This window comes from Anoxybacillus sp. EFIL, from assembly GCF_013096955.1.
In the GTDB taxonomy this organism is placed as follows: domain Bacteria; phylum Bacillota; class Bacilli; order Bacillales; family Anoxybacillaceae; genus Anoxybacillus; species Anoxybacillus ayderensis.
In genome coordinates this window covers 109,197-128,040 of sequence record NZ_SDLH01000002.1, presented here as the reverse complement: position 1 = coordinate 128,040, position 18,844 = coordinate 109,197, and the positions used below count along the sequence as shown (strand labels likewise).

20 protein-coding genes are annotated in these 18,844 nt (G+C 41.1%); 4 read left to right on the top strand and 16 right to left on the bottom strand.

The annotated features are described in order from the left end of the window. Positions 1-36: 36 nt before the first annotated feature. Positions 37-1,131, top strand: a complete 1,095-nt coding sequence (locus ES017_RS03745; protein ID WP_171334842.1) for a M24 family metallopeptidase — start codon at positions 37-39, stop codon at positions 1,129-1,131. 17 nt (positions 1,132-1,148) lie between these two features. On the opposite strand, the gene ES017_RS03740 is transcribed toward ES017_RS03745, so the two are convergent. Beyond that, a complete protein-coding gene (locus tag ES017_RS03740) occupies positions 1,149-1,910 on the bottom strand; it encodes an SDR family oxidoreductase (RefSeq protein WP_003397994.1) in 762 nt (253 codons plus the stop codon). 100 nt (positions 1,911-2,010) lie between these two features. Then, complete coding sequence (locus ES017_RS16060) at positions 2,011-2,139, bottom strand: hypothetical protein (RefSeq protein ID WP_255573176.1); 129 nt, start codon at positions 2,137-2,139, stop codon at positions 2,011-2,013. Between the two features lie 107 nt (positions 2,140-2,246). Here ES017_RS16060 and ES017_RS03735 point away from each other — a divergent pair, with 107 nt between their 5' ends. Beyond that, positions 2,247-2,699: a universal stress protein gene (locus tag ES017_RS03735; RefSeq protein ID WP_091702377.1), complete on the top strand. Its 453-nt coding sequence runs from the start codon at positions 2,247-2,249 to the stop codon at positions 2,697-2,699. A 12-nt stretch (positions 2,700-2,711) separates the two neighbouring features. Here the strand turns inward: ES017_RS03735 and argH are convergent, their stop codons facing one another. Next, the gene (argH, locus tag ES017_RS03730; protein ID WP_171334777.1) at positions 2,712-4,088 is read right to left on the bottom strand and encodes an argininosuccinate lyase; all 1,377 of its coding nucleotides are present in this window, start codon (positions 4,086-4,088) and stop codon (positions 2,712-2,714) included. After that, positions 4,085-5,293: an argininosuccinate synthase gene (locus ES017_RS03725; protein ID WP_003397999.1), complete on the bottom strand. Its 1,209-nt coding sequence runs from the start codon at positions 5,291-5,293 to the stop codon at positions 4,085-4,087. The genes argH and ES017_RS03725 overlap by 4 nt, the downstream gene beginning before the upstream one ends. A 146-nt stretch (positions 5,294-5,439) precedes the next feature. On the opposite strand from ES017_RS03725, the gene ES017_RS03720 reads away from it, so the two are divergent. Further along, positions 5,440-5,754, top strand: coding sequence for a hypothetical protein (locus ES017_RS03720; RefSeq protein WP_021093765.1), 315 nt, complete (start codon positions 5,440-5,442; stop codon positions 5,752-5,754). Between the two features lie 26 nt (positions 5,755-5,780). Here ES017_RS03720 and ES017_RS03715 read toward each other — a convergent pair whose 3' ends face one another. The 5 genes from ES017_RS03715 to ES017_RS03695 form a co-directional block, all read right to left on the bottom strand. Next, positions 5,781-6,974 carry an acetate kinase gene (locus tag ES017_RS03715; RefSeq protein ID WP_171334776.1) on the bottom strand — a complete coding sequence of 398 codons (1,194 nt, stop codon included), beginning with the start codon at positions 6,972-6,974 and terminating at the stop codon, positions 5,781-5,783. A 157-nt stretch (positions 6,975-7,131) separates the two neighbouring features. Further along, positions 7,132-8,106 (bottom strand): class I SAM-dependent methyltransferase, encoded by a 975-nt coding sequence (locus ES017_RS03710; protein ID WP_042534759.1) that lies wholly within the window; start codon positions 8,104-8,106, stop codon positions 7,132-7,134. A gap of 85 nt (positions 8,107-8,191) precedes the next feature. Beyond that, positions 8,192-8,698: a thiol peroxidase gene (tpx, locus tag ES017_RS03705; protein WP_042534756.1), complete on the bottom strand. Its 507-nt coding sequence runs from the start codon at positions 8,696-8,698 to the stop codon at positions 8,192-8,194. Between the two features lie 77 nt (positions 8,699-8,775). Further along, positions 8,776-9,204, bottom strand: coding sequence for a GerW family sporulation protein (gene ytfJ, locus ES017_RS03700; RefSeq protein ID WP_042534754.1), 429 nt, complete (start codon positions 9,202-9,204; stop codon positions 8,776-8,778). After that, a complete protein-coding gene (locus ES017_RS03695) occupies positions 9,185-9,835 on the bottom strand; it encodes a DUF2953 domain-containing protein (RefSeq protein ID WP_042534752.1) in 651 nt (216 codons plus the stop codon). The genes ytfJ and ES017_RS03695 overlap by 20 nt, the downstream gene beginning before the upstream one ends. A 125-nt stretch (positions 9,836-9,960) precedes the next feature. Between ES017_RS03695 and ES017_RS03690 the strand changes: the two genes are divergently transcribed. Then, the gene (locus ES017_RS03690; protein WP_042534750.1) at positions 9,961-10,764 is read left to right on the top strand and encodes an NAD kinase; all 804 of its coding nucleotides are present in this window, start codon (positions 9,961-9,963) and stop codon (positions 10,762-10,764) included. A gap of 21 nt (positions 10,765-10,785) precedes the next feature. On the opposite strand, the gene ES017_RS03685 is transcribed toward ES017_RS03690, so the two are convergent. The 7 genes from ES017_RS03685 to ES017_RS03655 form a co-directional block, all read right to left on the bottom strand. Further along, the gene (locus ES017_RS03685; RefSeq protein ID WP_042534748.1) at positions 10,786-11,916 is read right to left on the bottom strand and encodes a phenylacetate--CoA ligase family protein; all 1,131 of its coding nucleotides are present in this window, start codon (positions 11,914-11,916) and stop codon (positions 10,786-10,788) included. Beyond that, positions 11,916-12,704, bottom strand: a complete 789-nt coding sequence (locus ES017_RS03680) for an ABC transporter ATP-binding protein (RefSeq protein ID WP_009361542.1) — start codon at positions 12,702-12,704, stop codon at positions 11,916-11,918. The genes ES017_RS03685 and ES017_RS03680 overlap by 1 nt, the downstream gene beginning before the upstream one ends. 61 nt (positions 12,705-12,765) lie before the next feature. Then, positions 12,766-13,965, bottom strand: coding sequence for an ABC transporter substrate-binding protein (locus ES017_RS03675; RefSeq protein ID WP_042534746.1), 1,200 nt, complete (start codon positions 13,963-13,965; stop codon positions 12,766-12,768). A 56-nt stretch (positions 13,966-14,021) separates the two neighbouring features. Then, positions 14,022-15,092: a branched-chain amino acid ABC transporter permease gene (locus ES017_RS03670; protein ID WP_171334775.1), complete on the bottom strand. Its 1,071-nt coding sequence runs from the start codon at positions 15,090-15,092 to the stop codon at positions 14,022-14,024. A gap of 3 nt (positions 15,093-15,095) precedes the next feature. Continuing rightward, positions 15,096-15,980: a branched-chain amino acid ABC transporter permease gene (locus ES017_RS03665; protein WP_009361545.1), complete on the bottom strand. Its 885-nt coding sequence runs from the start codon at positions 15,978-15,980 to the stop codon at positions 15,096-15,098. After that, positions 15,981-17,891, bottom strand: a complete 1,911-nt coding sequence (locus tag ES017_RS03660) for an AMP-binding protein (RefSeq protein ID WP_042534744.1) — start codon at positions 17,889-17,891, stop codon at positions 15,981-15,983. A 12-nt stretch (positions 17,892-17,903) separates the two neighbouring features. Then, positions 17,904-18,674 carry an ABC transporter ATP-binding protein gene (locus ES017_RS03655; protein WP_042534742.1) on the bottom strand — a complete coding sequence of 257 codons (771 nt, stop codon included), beginning with the start codon at positions 18,672-18,674 and terminating at the stop codon, positions 17,904-17,906. Positions 18,675-18,844: the final 170 nt, after the last annotated feature.

Sequence of the window (18,844 nt, the reverse complement as noted above, 5' to 3'; positions counted from 1 at the left end):
TTGTTCATGATAAGCTGAAAAAGAAAGGATGTGAACATCATGGAACGAATAAGTAAGCTTCAACAAAAGTTGAAAGACACGAATGGATCGTGGGCATTCATTACATCAACGGCAAACGTTTTTTATTTTAGTGGCTTTTACAGCAACCCACATGAACGACTGCTAGCCATTGTCATTTTTCCAGATGAAGAACCGTTTCTTATTTGTCCCGAAATGGATGCAAATCAAGCAAAACAGGCAGGGTGGGCGTATGGAATTGTTAGTTATGATGACGTTCACGATCCGTGGCATATGTTAAGCAACGAGTTAAGTAAACGAAATGTACAAAATGAGCGTATCGGTATCGAAAACAGTCATTTAACAGTCAATCGCCTCGAACGACTTCAAACATGTTTTTTACATGCATCGTTTTTCGATTTGACCGATACGCTACATGAATTACGAATGACAAAAGATGAAAAGGAGCTGCAAACGCTCCGTCAAGCAGCTGAGCTAGCTGATTTTGGTGTCGATGTTGGCGTCCGTGCCCTAAAAGAAGGAAAAACAGAGTTAGAAATCATCGCAACAATTGAATATGAGTTGAAAAGAAAAGGGGTGCGAACGATGGCTTTTGACACGATGGTGCTTGCTGGAACAAATAGCGCGCATCCTCACGGTGTTCCAGGAACGAATCGCATCCAAACGGGCGATTTTGTCTTATTTGATCTCGGTGTCGTTCTTGATGGCTATTGTTCCGACATTACGCGCACCGTCGTATTTGGACAGCCAACAGAAGAGCAAAGACGTATATACAATACGGTGTTGCAAGCACAACAGGCTGCCATTGACGCTTGCCAAATCGGTACACCAATTGGAAGCATCGACAAAGCTGCCCGTTCGCGAATTGAACGAGAAGGGTATGGCGAGTATTTTCCTCATCGCATCGGACATGGACTCGGCATCGATGTTCATGAATACCCTTCGATGAACGAATCAAACACGACCCCTCTTCAAGCTGGGATGGTATTTACTATTGAACCTGGCATTTACGTCCCATCTGTCGGTGGCGTACGCATTGAAGATGACATGTATATGACTGAAAAAGGACCGCTCACATTAACAACATATCCGAAAGAACTACAAATTGTATAGGCTGTCATGTTGGCAGCCTATTTCCGATACCGATGAATGACATCAAGCCCCCCCGTTACTTCAATCACAGCTCCTGTAATCATATCTGAAAAATCATCACATAAAAACTCAACAACTCGTGCAATATCTTCCCCTGTACCCGGGCGACCAATAGGGGTCATCTCATCTTTCTGTTGACGAGCATACGCAATCGTTGCTTCTTTCATTTCTCCAATAATATTTCCCGGACAAACCATATTCGCTGTAATGCCATGCTCTGCTTCCTCAAAAGCGATCGTTTTTGTTAATGATACAAGTCCAACTTTGGCTGCACTAAACGCTGAGCGATACATCCACCCTGGCGCATGGTCCGCCCCTTGAAAACCGTATGTTACGATGCGACCAAAATGTTGAGCGCGCATAATCGGAACAACTTGTTTAAACAAATGAAACATCGCACTTAAATTCCCTTCAATCATCTCATACCATTCGTTATCCGTATAATCCGCCAACTTTTTCCGCTCAAATATGTAAGGACCCGCATTATGAATTAAATAATCGATGCGGCCAAACTTCGCAAACGCTTCATTCACAAGGCGAACTAAATCTTCTTTTTTCGTCACATCTCCTTGCACGAAATGAAGTCGGTCTTCACAATGGCGATATGTTTCTTTTAACGATTCAACAGCCTGGATGTCGCTTCGATAATGGACGGTAACAGCGCATCCTTTTTCCAAAAAACGTTCCGTCACTTTTTTTCCGAGCCCTTTCGTTCCTGCCGTTACAATCGCATGCCTCACTAATTATCCCTCCATCCATGCTTTGCTACGTTTATCGTACTACAAACTGACGGAGGAAAACACATTTTATGCTCGATCATAGCGATAAACAAAAGAGGCATTATCGCCTCTTTTGTTCATCGTCCTGTTCAATGACGCCGCTAATGTATGCGTCTGTAATTTGTTCAGTCACTTGCGCGATCCCTTCTTCATCATAATAAAGCTGTTCTTTTTGCTCTTTTTCTCTCATCAATATTCACTCCTTTTGTCATAAATTTTTCGACAATACGTAGTGTTTGTTTTACAAAAAATGATATACTTGAATTGGAAGGAAAATTTTTTATTGGGGGAATGGCTATGTACAAGTACAAAAAGATTTTGGTCGCCGTCGATGGCTCAAAAGAAGCGGAATGGGCGTTTAAAAAAGCGATTGAAATCGCCAAACGAAACGATGCTTCACTTGTTCTTTCGCACATTATCGACGTTCGTTCGTTTGCAACGATCGAAGCATACGATCGTACGGTTGCCGAGCGAGCAGAAAAGTTTGCGAAAGAATTATTGCAATCATACGAAAAACAGGCGATCGATGCAGGAGTGAAAGAAGTCGTCACAGACATCGAATACGGTTCCCCAAAAGTGAAAATTTCCAAAGAAGTTGCTCCAAAGTATGAAGTTGATTTAATCGTTTGCGGCGCAACAGGAATGAGCGCAGTTGAACGATTTTTCATTGGAAGCGTTTCTGAACATATTACACGATATGCTAAATGCGACGTGCTTGTCGTACGCACACCTGAACAAACAGAGGCATAAAAGCGTTTGCTTTTATGCCTCTAACATTTGTTTTACTTTTTCAATTGCTTTTTTCACTTCTGTAAATCCTGTGCCCCCCGCGCTCGTGCGGCGATTCACTGCAGTGTGCGGATCAAGCGCTTCATAAATATCTTCTTCAAATAAAGGCGAAGCTTGGCGATACACATCAAGCGGCAAATCCATTAAAAATATTCCTCGCTCTAAACATGTAAGCACAAGCTTCCCAACGATTTCGTGCGCCTCGCGAAACGGCACGCCCTTTTTTGCTAAATAGTCTGCTAGTTCTGTCGCATTTGAAAAATCTTGTTTCGTCGCTTTTTCCATCACGTCTACACGAACGGTCATCGTTTCAATCATACCCGCAAAAATTTTTAAACTACCGATCACCGTCTGAACGGTATCAAACATCCCTTCTTTATCTTCTTGCATATCTTTATTGTAAGCGAGCGGCAACCCTTTCATGACGGTCAACAACGCCATAAGGTGACCATACACCCGCCCCGTTTTCCCACGAATAAGTTCAGCCATATCTGGATTTTTCTTTTGCGGCATAATGCTGCTTCCTGTCGCAAACGTATCATCTATTTCAATAAACTTGAACTCTTCACTCGACCAAAGAATAAGTTCTTCACAAAAACGGGATAAATGCATCATCAACATAGAACTATGACTTAAAAATTCAATAATAAAGTCCCGGTCGCTCACCGCATCTAAGCTATTTTCATAGATGCTGTCAAAACTAAGAAGCTTGGCGGTCAAGTGGCGATCAATCGGGAACGTCGTCCCTGCGAGCGCTCCAGCACCGAGTGGCGATTTATTAATGCGCTTTAACGACTCTGTAAACCGTTCACGGTCGCGTTCAAACATCCATACGTAAGCAAGAAGGTGATGGGCAAATGAAATTGGCTGTGCTCTCTGCAAATGCGTGTAGCCTGGAATAAGCGTCTCCACATGTCGCTCTGCTTTTTCAACAAGCACACGTTGCAATTGCCGAATAAGTTCGATAATCTCGATAACCCGTTTTCGCAAATATAAATGCATATCTGTCGCGACTTGGTCGTTTCGACTTCTTCCAGTATGAAGCTTTCCTCCAACTGGACCGATTTCATCGATTAACATTTTTTCAATGTTTAAATGGATATCTTCATAGGCAACAGAAAAGGAAAGTTCTCCGCTTTTCGCTTTCTCTAATAACTTTGTTAACCCTTTTTTAATCGTTTCGACATCTTCTTTCGGTAAAATACCACACTCGCCGAGCATCGTCACATGGGCGATGCTTCCTTCTATATCTTCTTCAACGAGCTGTTGATCAAAATGGATCGATGCTCCGAAGTCATCGACCCATTGTGCGGCTGTTTTTGTAAACCGTCCACCCCATAACTTTTTCACACGTTCACCTTCTTTTGGCTATTGACGATGCTATATACTTTCGTAGGCAAGCCAAATAAAGAAATAAATCCGACTGCCGCTTGATGGTCAAATTGGTCCTCTGACGTATATGTTGCTAGTTTTTCATCGTATAACGAAAACGGCGATTTCCGTCCTTCTACAATTGCATGACCTTTAAATAACTTCACACGTACAACACCTGTTACATTTTTTTGTGTCTCTTTTAAGAAAGCGACGAGCGCATCTTTTAATGGTGAAAACCAAAGGCCGTTGTAAATGACTTCCGCTATTTTTTGTTCAATGACTGGTTTAAAATGAGCGACTTCTTTCACAAGCGTTAAGTCTTCTAGCTCTTTATGTGCTTTTATGAGCGTTATCGCTCCTGGACATTCATATACTTCACGCGATTTAATGCCCACAAGTCGATTTTCCACATGGTCGATGCGGCCGACGCCATGTTTTCCAGCTAACGCATTAAGCTCAAGAATAAGCGCTGCAAGCGAGTACGCCTTTCCATTAATCGTTTTTGGTACTCCTTGCTCGAAACCAATTTCGATAATATCCGGTTCATTCGGTGTATGTTCAAGTGAAGCTGTCAATTCATACGCCTCTTCTGGCGGTGCTGCCCATGGATCTTCTAAAATGCCGCACTCGTTACTTCTTCCCCATAAGTTTTGATCGATCGAGAACGGGCTATCTAAGTCAATCGGAATCGGAATGTTATGTTTTTTCGCATATTCAATTTCTTCTTCGCGCGACCATTTCCATTCACGAACAGGTGCAATAACTTTTAAATTCGGATTTAATGCTTGAATCGATACTTCAAAGCGCACTTGGTCATTTCCTTTTCCGGTACAACCGTGCGCAACAGCAACAGCACCTTCTAGTTCAGCGATTTCAACGAGCTTCTTTGAAATTAACGGACGGGACAACGCAGAGACGAGCGGATATTTTCCTTCGTAAAGGGCATGAGCCTGCAAAGCGATAAGCGCATATTCATTCGCAAATTCTTCTTTCGCATCAATCATGTATGATTGAACAGCTCCAACCTTTAACGCTTTTTCTTTCACAAACTCCAAATCTTTTCCTTCTCCTACGTCTAAACAACAAGCAACTACATCATATCCTTGTTCTTGTAGCCATTTAATAGCTACCGACGTATCTAATCCCCCAGAATAAGCGAGCACTACTTTTGGATTTGCCATGATCGTTCCTCCCTAAAGAATAAAAATACTAACAATTTAATATTTATTCATTTTGCATATTAATAATGTAACAGCTATTTTTCTTTTTTTCAATAACTATTTTGATTAAAATAAAAATTAGTAAGCAAAAAGGATGGGAGAACGAAATGAGTGCACACTTTGTATATGATGAACGCCTTGGCATTCGCTTGCCACATTTAGAGAAAGCATGGGATATGTACACAAAAGAAGAACAAGCAGAAATTTTATTAGAGTGGGAGACGATTCGTGGGAAAATTCCTGATCGAATTATTGAATTAGAACAGCAAATTAATGAAAAGCAAAGACAACTCGGAGAAGAAAACGATTTCGCTCGCTCATGCATGCTCAACTTTGAAATTGCATCTCTCGCTTCAATCATTAACGATTTATGGATTTGGTATCGAATGAATCAAACAGTAACAAACCGCATACATCAATAAAAAAGGTGCCCGTACGGACACCTTTTTTACACTAAGTTCGCTAATCTCATCACATCTCGTGCAATCATTACTTCTTCATTTGTCGGAATGACTAATACTTTTACTGGAGAATGCGGATAGCTAATAAACGCTTCTTTGCCGCGCACTTTATTTAATGCTGGATCCCAGTAGACACCCATAAATTCAAGTCCGCGCAACACTTTCGCGCGTACGACATCGCTGTTTTCACCAATGCCTGCTGTGAAAATAATGGCATCAACTCCGCACATGCGCGCCGCATACGAACCGATGTATTTATGGATTCGTCCAGCAAACACTTCGAGCGCCAACTCTGCACGTCGATCGCCTTTTGAAGCCGCATCTTCAATATCACGCAAATCGCTCGAGAAACCAGTTAAGCCGAGCATTCCGCTCTTTTTATTTAAAATATCAATAACTTCTTCTGCTGTTTTACCTGTTTTCTCCATAATATATGGAATTAACGCTGGGTCAATGTTACCGGAACGCGTTCCCATCGCTACACCGGCAAGCGGCGTGAATCCCATGGACGTATCGATCGATTTTCCGCCTTCTACCGCTGCGATACTTGCGCCATTTCCTAAATGACAAGAAATTAAACGAAGTTGCTCAATTGGACGTCCTAATAGTTCAGCTGCTCGTTGTGTCACATATTTATGTGATGTGCCGTGGAACCCGTATTTACGAATGCCAAACTTTTCATAATACTCGTATGGCAAGCTATATAAAAACGACTGCTCTGGCATCGTCTGATGGAACGCTGTATCGAATACAGCCACAGCTGGTACGTTCGGCAACACTTCACGAAACGCTTTAATGCCAACAACGTTCGCTGGGTTGTGCAATGGGGCTAAATCTGACAAATCTTCAATTTCTTTTAACGTTTCATCTGTAATTAAAACAGAATCGCTAAACTTTTCACCACCATGCACAACGCGATGACCAATTCCTTCAATTTCATCAAACGATTGAATAATGCCAAGCTCAATTAATTTATCAAGCAACATTTTCACAGCAACCGCATGATCTGGAATGGATGTTACTTCTTTTATTTTTTCCCCATTGACTGTAATATTAAAAATCGCATCTTCAAAACCGATTCGCTCAACCACACCTTTTGTTAATACTTCTTCACTCGGCATGTTGAACAATTGAAACTTTAACGAAGAACTTCCCGCGTTGATCGCAATGACTTTTGGCATTTGACTAAACAGCTCCTTTAACATCGTTCACAATTATTGTATGCAAATATGCGAATTTCATCGGTACGTTTCTCATTTTACGGGTCGTTCATCGCTCTTTTCAAGTACGCAAACGTTACGAAAACGTTTTCTTCACATATTTGTTATATTCAGAAGGTTATGAACGATTTTCTTTCAGCCATTGTTCGAGCTTCACGACCATCGCTTGCATCGCCTCTTTATTTGCAAAGCTAGGAAGTTGTGCAAGCAACGCTTGTTTTGGCGCTTTCGCATGCGCGCCTTTCTTTTGCAAAATAAAAATACTTTTCGCTGCTGCTTCATTTTTAAACATCGAAAGCGGAAGCTGCAACAAGCCTTGAATAAACATTTCTTCTTTAATCAACGCATGCAATTTTTTTGATTCATCTGATGTAAAAAGCGTATTTGGGACGAGAAAAAATAAATATCCGCCTTCTTTCGTGTAACGAATGCTTTGTTCAATAAATAAATAATGGGCATACGAATGGCCGCTTTCGGCATGTAAACGAAACGATTTGGCATGTTCATCGTCTGGATAATATCCGATCGGCAAATCGCATACGACTACATCGACCGATTCAATAAACAACGGCTTTAAGCTATCTTGATGAAAAAATTGAATTTCATGTTGTTGTAAATTTGCATTGACATAAGCGAGTTTCAATAGTAAATCGTCCGCATCTGCTCCGTAGCTTTTTACTTTTTTATTTGTGAGTTGATTCAACACAGCCGTCATTAAATTTCCCGTTCCAACGGCAGGATCGAGAAGAGAGAGCGAAAAATATGTTTTTGTAAATTCATCAACTAAATAACCGATAAATACGGATACGGCATCTGGTGTCATTTGATGATGAGGTTGTACATATTGTTTCATTCCTTTTAACATCGCTAATTGTAACGCTTTACGAATATGTTCATTGTTCCAATCATGTAACCGAACGGATGTGTACGCTTTTTTTAACCGCTTTTTTAACAACTCGTTCACTTCTTCTTGCAAAACATCTCCGTGAAATAAGTTTTCACCTGTTTCTGCGACAGCTTCTAAATACGAACATTTTAACTCCTCTTGCAACAATGTCGCCGTTTCATCGATGACTGTAAATAGCTTTTCCAATGTGTTTCACTCCTTTCTGTCCGACATTTTATTTTAGGAAATTTAAACGAAAAAGGCTATCCCTTTTTGAGATAGCCTCAAGCAATTATTGTTGAGCCGCTTGTTTTGCTGCTTCGATTGCCGCTTCGTAGTTTGGATGATTTGTTGCTTCTGATACGTACTCGACATACGTGACGCGATCGTTACGATCAACGACAAATACAGCACGAGCGAGTAAACGTAACTCTTGGATAAGCACACCGTATGCTTGACCAAACGATACATCGCGATGGTCAGATAACATAACAACGTTTTCTAATCCGTTTGCCGCGCACCAACGTTTTTGAGCAAATGGCAAATCGACGCTAATCGTCAACACTTTTACTCCTTCAATGTTTCCTGCTTCTTCATTAAAGCGACGTGTTTGTGCATCACAAACGCCTGTATCAATCGACGGCACAACGCTAATTAAGCGAACAAATCCTTTTGTATCATCTAATGTCACCGGCGATAAGTCGTTAGCAAGCACCGTAAAATTCGGAGCTGCATCACCGACTTTTACTTCGTTACCGACTAATGTGACCGGGTTTCCTTTAAATGTAACCTTCGCCATAGTAAGCCTCCTCTTTATATAAGATACAGGCTCATCATAACGTAATTAGATGAAAAATTCAATTATTTCGATTGAGACTAAATATCAAAATCTGATACTTCGTTTTGTTGTTGCTTCGGCTTTTCTTTTTTCTCGAACATTTGTTGAATTTTTTCGATCGCTTGCGGGGCGAGATCTAAAATTTTCTCATATAAATGCGTACTTTCATCTACATGTAGTAGCTTCACACCTGAACTGTTCACAATTAAAAAAGCAATCGGTGTAATCGATACACCCCCACCACTTCCGCCACCAAACGGATGAGCTTCTTTTTGTTGTTCATTTCCATGATTCAACATAAACTCGCTACCGCCGGCCGCAAAGCCGAAACCGACTTTCGATACAGTTAAGATGACGCTTCCATCCGGTGTCTCGACAGGATCACCGATGATCGTATTGACATCGATCATTTGCTTTAAATTTTCCATCGCTGTCGTCATTAACCCTTCAATCGGATGTCCATTCATTTTCATTCCTCCTAGCAACTTTTGCACCTTTTTTCCAATGTTTGACGATCTTCAGTCCTGCTAATATAGCATAACCGATTCGAAATCGAATCATACATGTAAACGATGTACGCGATAATGCGCCTTGAAAAAAAGGGGCAATAAAAATGGAAGGAGCGCTACAAACGTTCATATATTTGCTAATGATTGCTACCATATAATATTTAACTGACCAGCCAATCCCAACGAGCATCGCTGTTTTTGCCGCATCTCCCACACCGATTTGCGTATGCCATTGAAACTGTAAAACGGAAACGTTTTGTAAAAATTTTTTTATAATCGTATGTAAATGAACGATGTCATTTACCCACTGTTTGATTTGTGCTAAACGTTGGCGCGCATCAGCAACGGTAAATGTCGTTTTTTCATCTTTCCCCATATTCGTTTTCTCTTCTGTCACCAATCCTGCTTCTTTTTTCGATATTTCAATGAGCGGAATCGTAAAACGATAACGAAGAAAACGAAGAAGGCGAATATGTATTGTTAATTGATCATCGTCTTGGGTATGTTGAAATTGAATGGTGATTCGCACATATAAAAAAGGAATAATCGCTAAGAAGGTAATAAAGATGATGGCAATCACGAAAATCATCGGTTTTTCACTTCCTTCCCGATGACATTTTCGACAAAAATGAGCAAAATTAAACGAATAAATTCGCTATGAATGGAAAATAAATGATAAAATAAACGTGAGGACATTTTAACGGAGGGAAAACGATGACTGAACGCCGTAATCGCATGTACTTCTTTCATAAACATGATGAAGAAACGACGAAACAAGTTCAACCGCTCATTGAACTCGCCAAACAGTATGAATTTGAAGTCGTGGATAATGCAAAACATGCAAACATTATTGTAAGCGTCGGTGGAGACGGTACGTTTTTGCAAGCGGTAAGAAAAACCGGATTTCGTGACGATTGCTTATATGCTGGCATTTCGACATTAGGCTCATTAAGTATGTATTGTGATTTTCATATTCACGATACAGAAAAAATGATTGAGGCGATGACAACGGAACAAATCGAAGTGCGTAAATATCCAACGATTTATGTGACAGTCAATGATTCTACGTCATTTTATTGTTTAAATGAATGCACGATTCGTTCAAGTATTATTAAAACGTTTGTCATGGACGTATTTATCGACAATTTGCATTTTGAAACGTTCCGAGGCGATGGAATGATCATTGCTACACCTACTGGAAGTACAGCTTACAATAAATCGGTCAATGGGGCAGTCGTAGACCCGATGCTTCCGTGCTTTCAAGTAAGCGAATTAGCGTCACTAAACAATAATCGTTATCGCACGCTCGGTTCATCATTTATTTTAAGCGGGAATCGCAAGTTGACATTAAAAGTGGTACAAGACGGAAACGACTATCCAATTATCGGTATGGATAATGAAGCACTAAGCATTCAACATATCGAAAAAATTGATGTTGCATTAAGTGGAAAAGTGATTAAAACAGTCAAACTGAAAGATAACTCTTTCTGGGAAAAAGTAAAGCGGACATTTTTGTAAAAAGAGGCATTACGCCTCTTTTTACCATTTTCTTTGGTCGATGAGACACCGCTCTCCGTCATTTACACGATCAACGGAAACAAATGTCGGTGTAACACGAATAACGTTTTTTATTTTTTGTTTCGCTTCTTCATTCAGCTCTTTTTCGATGTAAATCGTCAATTGATCATGACCACCTTCATTTGTTACGACCGCTTGAAATAGCGGGCATCCTACCTCAACCATGACTTGCTTCAACTGTTGTTCGTGCACAAACATCCCTTTCACTTTTACGCTTGTTCCAACACGTCCAAGCACACCAACGATACGCTCGCCTTTATACCCATCGACCCAACGTGACACATCTCCCGTGCCAAATCGAACAAGCGGATACGTGCGATCAAATATCGTAACAACTATTTCTCCCTCCTCATCAAGCGGTACTCCGCTAATCGGATCGCACAGTTGGACGATAGCTCGCGAACTAATTTTTAAACCTGGACCTTGATGATCTTCAAATGCAATGCAACCGCAATCAGCCGTCCCATATCCTTCAAAAACATGAATACCCCGTTGTTCAAACTGTTCGCGCATGCTTTCTGTTAACTTTTCTGCCGTAAAAAACGCCTTTTTCACCGTGACATGTATTCCTTTTTCATCCGCATACTGCAACAATAAATATAAAAAACTTGGTGTTCCAACATACCCAGTCACTTGCAAATCATTCATGAGCTGCACTTGCAATTCGCGATTGCCTGGTCCTGCCGGCACGACGGTTGCACCGATACGACGAAGAGCGCTATCAAACATAAAACCTGCTGGAGACAAATGATATGAAAACGTGTTCTGTACAATATCATCGCTTGTAAATCCAGCCGCTCGAAGCGCTTCTGCAAATCCCCAATCATCCTCTTCTTTTCCTTGCGGATCGTAAATCGGTCCTGGGGACATAAAAATGCGTGCCAATTCATTCGATCGTGTTGTAATCATATTTCCAAATGGCAACTCATGTTTTTGTAAAAGAGGTAATTGTTCTTTTTTCAATACCGGAATGCGACTCAGTTGCTCAATCGTTTCTAATTCATGTGGATTAATGTTTTCAGCGTCTAATCGCTCGCGCAATGCCGTAGACCGCTCATACGCTTCAATCAAAAACGATTTCCATCTTTCCATTACAACCACCGCTTTCTCCGTTTATACGACTTCACTTCTCGATAATTTTTACGCCCTTTTTCGCTCATCCCGAGGTAAAATTCTTTTACATCTTCATTTTCAAGTAATCTCTCGACAGGACCGTCCATTACGATGCGACCGTTTTCCATAATATATCCGTAGTGCGCAATCGATAATGCGATGTTTGCATTTTGTTCGACGACGAGAATTGTCGTTCCTTCTTCTTCATTAATTCGCTTAATAATCGAAAAAATTTCTTTCACAAGCAAAGGGGCAATTCCTAACGATGGTTCGTCGAGCAGTAAAATTTTTGGTTTTGCCATCATGCCACGACCGATTGCTAACATTTGCTGTTCTCCACCCGATAAATATCCTGCTTGGCGATGGCGTAACATATGAAGCTTCGGAAAGTAATGATACACTTTTTGTAAATCTGCTTTAATATTGTGGCGATCTTTTCGCGTATGAGCACCGACGATTAAATTTTCTTCTACCGTCAAATGTTCAAACACGCGTCTTCCTTCCATGCACTGAAAAATCCCTTTTTTCACAATTTCTTCTGCATCTTTTCCCTCGATTCGTTCTCCATATAGCTCAATATATCCATCTGTTACTTCGCCATCTTCACTTCTTAGTAATCCCGAAATGGCTTTTAACGTTGTTGTTTTTCCTGCCCCGTTACTGCCGAGCAACGCGACAATTTTTCCTTCTGGAATAACCATTGACATACCTTTTAACACGAGAATAACGCGGTTATACATCACTTCCACATTGTTTAACGTAAGCATTCGTCTCCCCCTTTCTGAAAGCGAAAGGGTGCTTCCTGTTGAAAACACCCTTTCATTCACTTTAATATCCGAAGTAGTCTGTAAACACCTTAAACTGTCCGTTTTCAACTTTCGCTAAACGAATTTGATTCGTTCCCGCATGATTATCAGCCGTAAACGTAACTGGTGCAGCTAAGCCGCCTAAATCAAGATCTTTTAATTTTTCTAATCCTTGACGAATGCCTTCTCCCGTCGTTGGATCATCCGCTCGCTTAATTCCTTCTACTAAAATTTTCGCTGTAACCCATCCTTGAATAAATTTTTGGTTTTTGTCCTCTAATTTTTCACCCTTGCTTGCTAAATACTCTTTCACTTCAGCCATCCCTGGTAAATCTTCATATGGAAACGCATGTGTCACCACTCCGATAAACCCTTCTGCCGCATCCCCTGCAATCGGGATCAATCCTTCACCAGTTGTCCAGTTTAAACCGATAAATTGCGTGTCAATGCCTAATTTTTTCGCATCTTTTAAAATCGTTGCTGTCGCGCCCCATGTTTGTTGAATAATCGCATAATCCGGCGCTTTTTTCTTCATGTTCAATAGCTGGGATGTCGCATCAAGCGCTTTTAAGTCAACAATTTGTTCATCCACAATCTCTACACCAATTTCTTTCGCAAAGTCTTTTGCATCTTGAATTGGTGATTTTCCAAATGCCGTGTCATTATAAATAAGCGCAACTTTTGGCGTGCCACCTGTATGATTTTCTTTAATCCAACGAAGCACTGAGCGTGCCTGGTCGGAATACGACGCCGCTGTCAAAAAGTTGTATGGGCTTTCTTTTATATTTTTTAAATTTTCTGAATAAGAAGCTGAGAAAAATGGTATTTTATCTGCTGCAACTTGTTGCCGCAACGCTTCCGTATCGGCTGTTCCCCATCCTAAAATCGCTGACACTTTATCGCTCGCTTTATATTTTTGATACAACTTTTGCGCTTCAGGAATTTTATAAGCGTAATCTTGCCCGACAAGCTCAATTTTATAGCCGTTTACCCCACCTTTTGAGTTAATGTATTCAATATACGCTTTTTCTCCTTCAGCATACGGTGTACCAACATCTCCCGTTGCGCCTGTAATATCAAACAATGCACCAATTTTAATCGTTCCCTGCTCTTTTTCTCCTTCTTTTGCCGGTTCTGTTGCTGTTTTGTCACCTCCTGAACACCCGAATAACATGCTTGCTCCGAGAAGCCATGTAGCGAGTAGTACACCTTTTTTCTTCATTCATTCATCCCCCTTATGTTTTTTGTTTGTATATAAAGCGGATATGCCGCTTTATACTACTTCGTATAAGAAAATGGCCAAAGGCGGAAATAATTTTTTATATTTGACCAAATTTTATTTAACCCATCTGGCTCATACACGAGAAATAAAATGATCACAACTCCAAAAACGACTTCCTTCATCCCAACAAGCACTCCCTCTAATCCAGGAAACGTGCCGCTCAATACATCGACAACGCTTCGTAGCACAACGGGCATAAGCGTAATAAACACAGCCCCATACAATGAGCCAAATACACTTCCTAAACCACCAACTAAAATCATGGCCAAATATTCAATTGAAACAGAAATGCTGTAAAGCTCAGGGCTGACAATCATCGTGTAATGACCAAGAAGCGCGCCAGCAATGCCGACGAAAAACGAGCTAACGAAAAAGGCAAGCACTTTATATTTAAACAAATCAATACCCATTACTTCTGCAGCAATATCGCGATCGCGAATCGCAATGAACGCCCGCCCGACACGCGTGCGAAATAAGTTGAGTGAGAAGACGATTGTGATCAGTAAAACAACGAACATTAAATAGTAATAGCTCGTTTCACTCATAAACGTAAACGAACCGATTTGGGGACGATTCAATACGAGCCCAGCTGTCCCCCCCGTTAATGAGTCCCACCTTGAAATGACAAACAAAATGATGACTTGCGCCGCCAATGTAGCAATGGCTAAATATAACCCTTTTAAACGCAAAGACGGGATCCCAAACAAAGCACCGACAAGCGCAGTAGTTAACCCAGCAAGCGGGAAAGCAACCCAAAAGCTAAGCCCTAATTTCGTTGTTAAAATCGCTGATGTATAACCTCCTACCCCTAAAAATGCGCCAACCCCGATTGAAATTTGGCCAGTAAAGCCCGTCAAAATATTTAATCCGATCGCACCAATAGCTGCAATCCCACATAATGTCGCTAAACCGACTACATAGTCTGTCGCGACCATAGGAAAAAGAGCAAATAGCGCTACAATCATAAAAATACGCCAACGCACGCGAGCAATTTTCCAAATGGCCATATCTTGCCTATAATCAACATGAAATTCACCACATTGCATCACAAACGGATTTCGCACCATTTCTCACACCCTTTCGATTTCTTTCTTTCCAAATAGCCCATACGGTTTAACCATTAGAATGATGACGAGGATGACAAACGGGATCACTTCTTTCAACCCCCCACCGACAAGCGGGTCTAAATATCCTCCTGTCATACTTTCAATAATCCCGATTAAAATACCGCCAATGATCGCCCCGGGGATGCTGTCAAGCCCACCTAAAATAGCGACAGGTAACACTTTTAATCCGATTAGTGAAAGCGAAGAGTTAACTCCGTTAATATTTCCTAATAGCACCCCGCCAACAGCTGATACGATGGCTGCAATCGCCCAAGCAATCGCAAAAATTGTTTTGACGCTAATCCCCATAGACAAAGCCGCTTGTTGATCATCTGCTGTCGCTCGCATTGCAATACCGAATCGGGAATATTTGAAAAACAACGTAAAAATCATGAGCCAAATCATAACAATGACAAACGACCATGCGTATACAGGTGCGATAATGACTTCACCAAACTGCAACGGTTTTTCTGAAAAAACAGGTGGATATACGCGCGTTTCGTGCCCCCAAATAATATGGACAATCCCTGCAAGTACGCTCGATAATCCGATCGTTGCCATAATCATAGAAATGACTGGCTTTCCAATGAAAGGACGCAACACAACTTTTTCTACGCTCCAGCCAAGCAACGCACTAAACGCTAAAGCGAGCAACAAGGCAGCAATAAATGGAACGTTATAGCTAGCCACAAGCGTCAAACAAACGTACGTCCCGATGAGCAAAAATTCACCTTGTGCAAAATTAATAGCGTCACTCGATTTGTAAATGAGAACAAACCCTAGCGCAACGAGCGCATATACGCTTCCAACGACGATACCAGTGACAAGCATTTGCAAGAAAAAAGCCATTTACGCTGCTCCCTCCCCTTCATCAATCGAGACGACTTTTAACGTCGTTTTAATGACTTGTTCTTTGCCATCACGATATTTAATTGTTCCTTCTACATCAATGTGATCCGTTTCTGAGTACATCCCTTCAATAAGTGAGGCATATTTTTTAGCAATAAATTGCCTGCGCACTTTTTTCGTTCTCGTTAATTCTTCATCGTCCGCATCAAGCTCTTTATAAAGCAAAACAAACTTTTTCACACGCGCCTTCTCTGGCAACGATTGATTAATTTCATTCACTTGTTCTTGAATGAGTTGAATAACTTCTTGTTTCGCGGACAAATCAGAATATGTCGTATACACAAGCTGATTTTTCTCTGCCCATCGTCCGACATTAGCCATATCGATGTTAATGATCGCCACAACGTACGGACGATCGCGCCCAATGGCAACCGCTTCTTGAATGTATGGGCTAAATTTCAGTTTATTTTCAATAAACTGTGGCGAAAACATCTCACCTGTTTGTAAGCGAATGACATCTTTTAAACGATCAATAACATACAAATGACCTGATTCATCTATATACCCTGCATCGCCTGTATGAAGCCAGCCGTCTTCAATCGTCTCTTTCGTCGCCTTTTCGTTTTTATAATAGCCACAACACACACTCGGGCTTTTTAATAAAATTTCGCCTTGCTCAGAAATTTTTACTTCTGTTTCTGGGATTGGTATGCCAACGCTATCTACTTTAATGTCCCCATCGCGATGAACGATCGCAATTCCTGATACTTCTGTTTGACCGTAAATGCTTTTTACGTTCACCCCAATGCTATGGAAAAAGCGAAACACATCTGGACCTAACGGAGCGCCACCTGTATATGCTCGCTTTAAGCGCAACAACCCAAAATGGTCACGAATAGCGCTAAAAACGAAATAATCAGCAAGTTTATACAAGCATTTTGTCCAAAAGGAAACATCGCTTTTCGTAAAATGAGCTTCTGCTACTTTTTCACCAATCGGCTTACACCATTCATACATTTTTCGCTTAAACCAACTTGCGTCTTGAATGCGCACTTGAAATTTTGAAACGATGTCTTCATAAATGCGCGGTGGTGAAAACATGACGTGTGGTCCGATCTCTCGTAAATTTTCAAACACCGTTGAAGGTTCTTCTGGAAAGTTCACAACAATGTTGCAGTGGAATGCCATTGAAATGGTCATCATTTGTTCGCCTATCCAAGCGAGCGGTAAAAATGAAAGGTATTCGTCTTGTTCGTCAAGTGGATCGATTTTTGCGAGGTTTTTTGCCATTTCGAATAAGTTGCGATAAGAAAGTTCCGTCCCTTTCGGATTGCCCGTCGTTCCAGACGTATACGATAAAATGGCGATATCATCATAACATCCTTTTTGCACTTCATCATCAAAATATGTCGGGTGCATTTGTTCAAATTGGCGACCGAGCGTTTGTACATCTTGAAAATACAATAATTTATCGTGCTTATAGTTTCGCATACCGCGCGAATCGTAGTAAATGATATGTTTCACTTTCGAAAGCTCTTGTTCAACTTCTAACACTTTATCAACTTGCTCTTGATCCTCAACAACGACAAACGTCGCATCGCAATTGTCGATAATATACGCTAATTCGTTTGGTAACGACTCTTGATAAATGCCAACGGAAACGCCTCCTAAACTTTGAGCTGCGAGTTGGCTAAATACCCACTCAGGTCGATTATCGCCGATAATAGCTAATTTATCGCCGCGTCGAAACCCGAGCGAAGCAAGCCCTAATGCGAGCGCTTTCACTTGTTCGTAGTAGTCTCTATATGTGTATTCGTTCCAAATGCCGTAATCTTTTTCGCGCAGAGCGACTTGCGTTGGTTTTTGTCGCGCACGAGCGGCTAATAGCTGTGGAAACGTCATTTGTTCCATAAAACTCCCCCTTTATCCCGCATGTTCTTCTCCTAAATATGCTTCTATGACGCGCGGATTTGTTTGCACTTCTTTTGGCGTTCCGTACGCGATCAATTTTCCGAAATCTAACACAGCGATATGATTGGATAAATCCATCACAACGCCCATATCGTGTTCAATTAAAATAATTGTCGTCTTTTTTTCTTCATGAATATCGATAATATAACGCGCCATGTCTTCTTTTTCTTCGTTGTTCATGCCAGCCATTGGCTCATCAAGCAATAGTAAATCAGGCTCCATGGCTAATGCGCGACCGACTTCTACCCGTTTTTGTAGACCGTAAGATAGCGTACCAACAGGCACATTGCGCACATGTTCGAGCTCTAAAAAATCGATTACTTCTTCGACTTTATAACGATGCTCTACTTCTTCTTTTTGCGCTTTCCCCCAGTACAATCCACCTGCAAGCACTCCTGTTTTCATGCGCACATGCCTGCCGAGCATAAGATTGTCCAATACAGATAAATGGGGAAATAACTCGATATTTTGGAAAGCCCGTGCAATGCCTAAGGCTGCTCGTTTATGCGGCTTCACATGTGTAATGCGCTCATCTTTGAAAAAGATATCGCCCTCTGTCGGTTTATACAGCCCGCTAATACAGTTCAACATACTCGTTTTTCCTGCTCCGTTTGGGCCGATCAATGAAAAAATTTCCCCTTCTTTCACTTCAAAGGAAACCGAATCAAGTGCCAATACACCGCCGAAGCGAATGGACACGTTTTGCACTTTCAATATACCCACTTCATTCCCCCCTTTTTCTTTATTTCTCTCTCTTTCGATAACACTTTATGGACGTTTTTATATCTTTATGACTTTACACAACGAAAAAACAAAAATGTAAGCGTTATCAAAAGAGTTCATAAAAAACATTTCTTAATTTTAAGAAAATTCTAAAAAGAATAGTACACAAT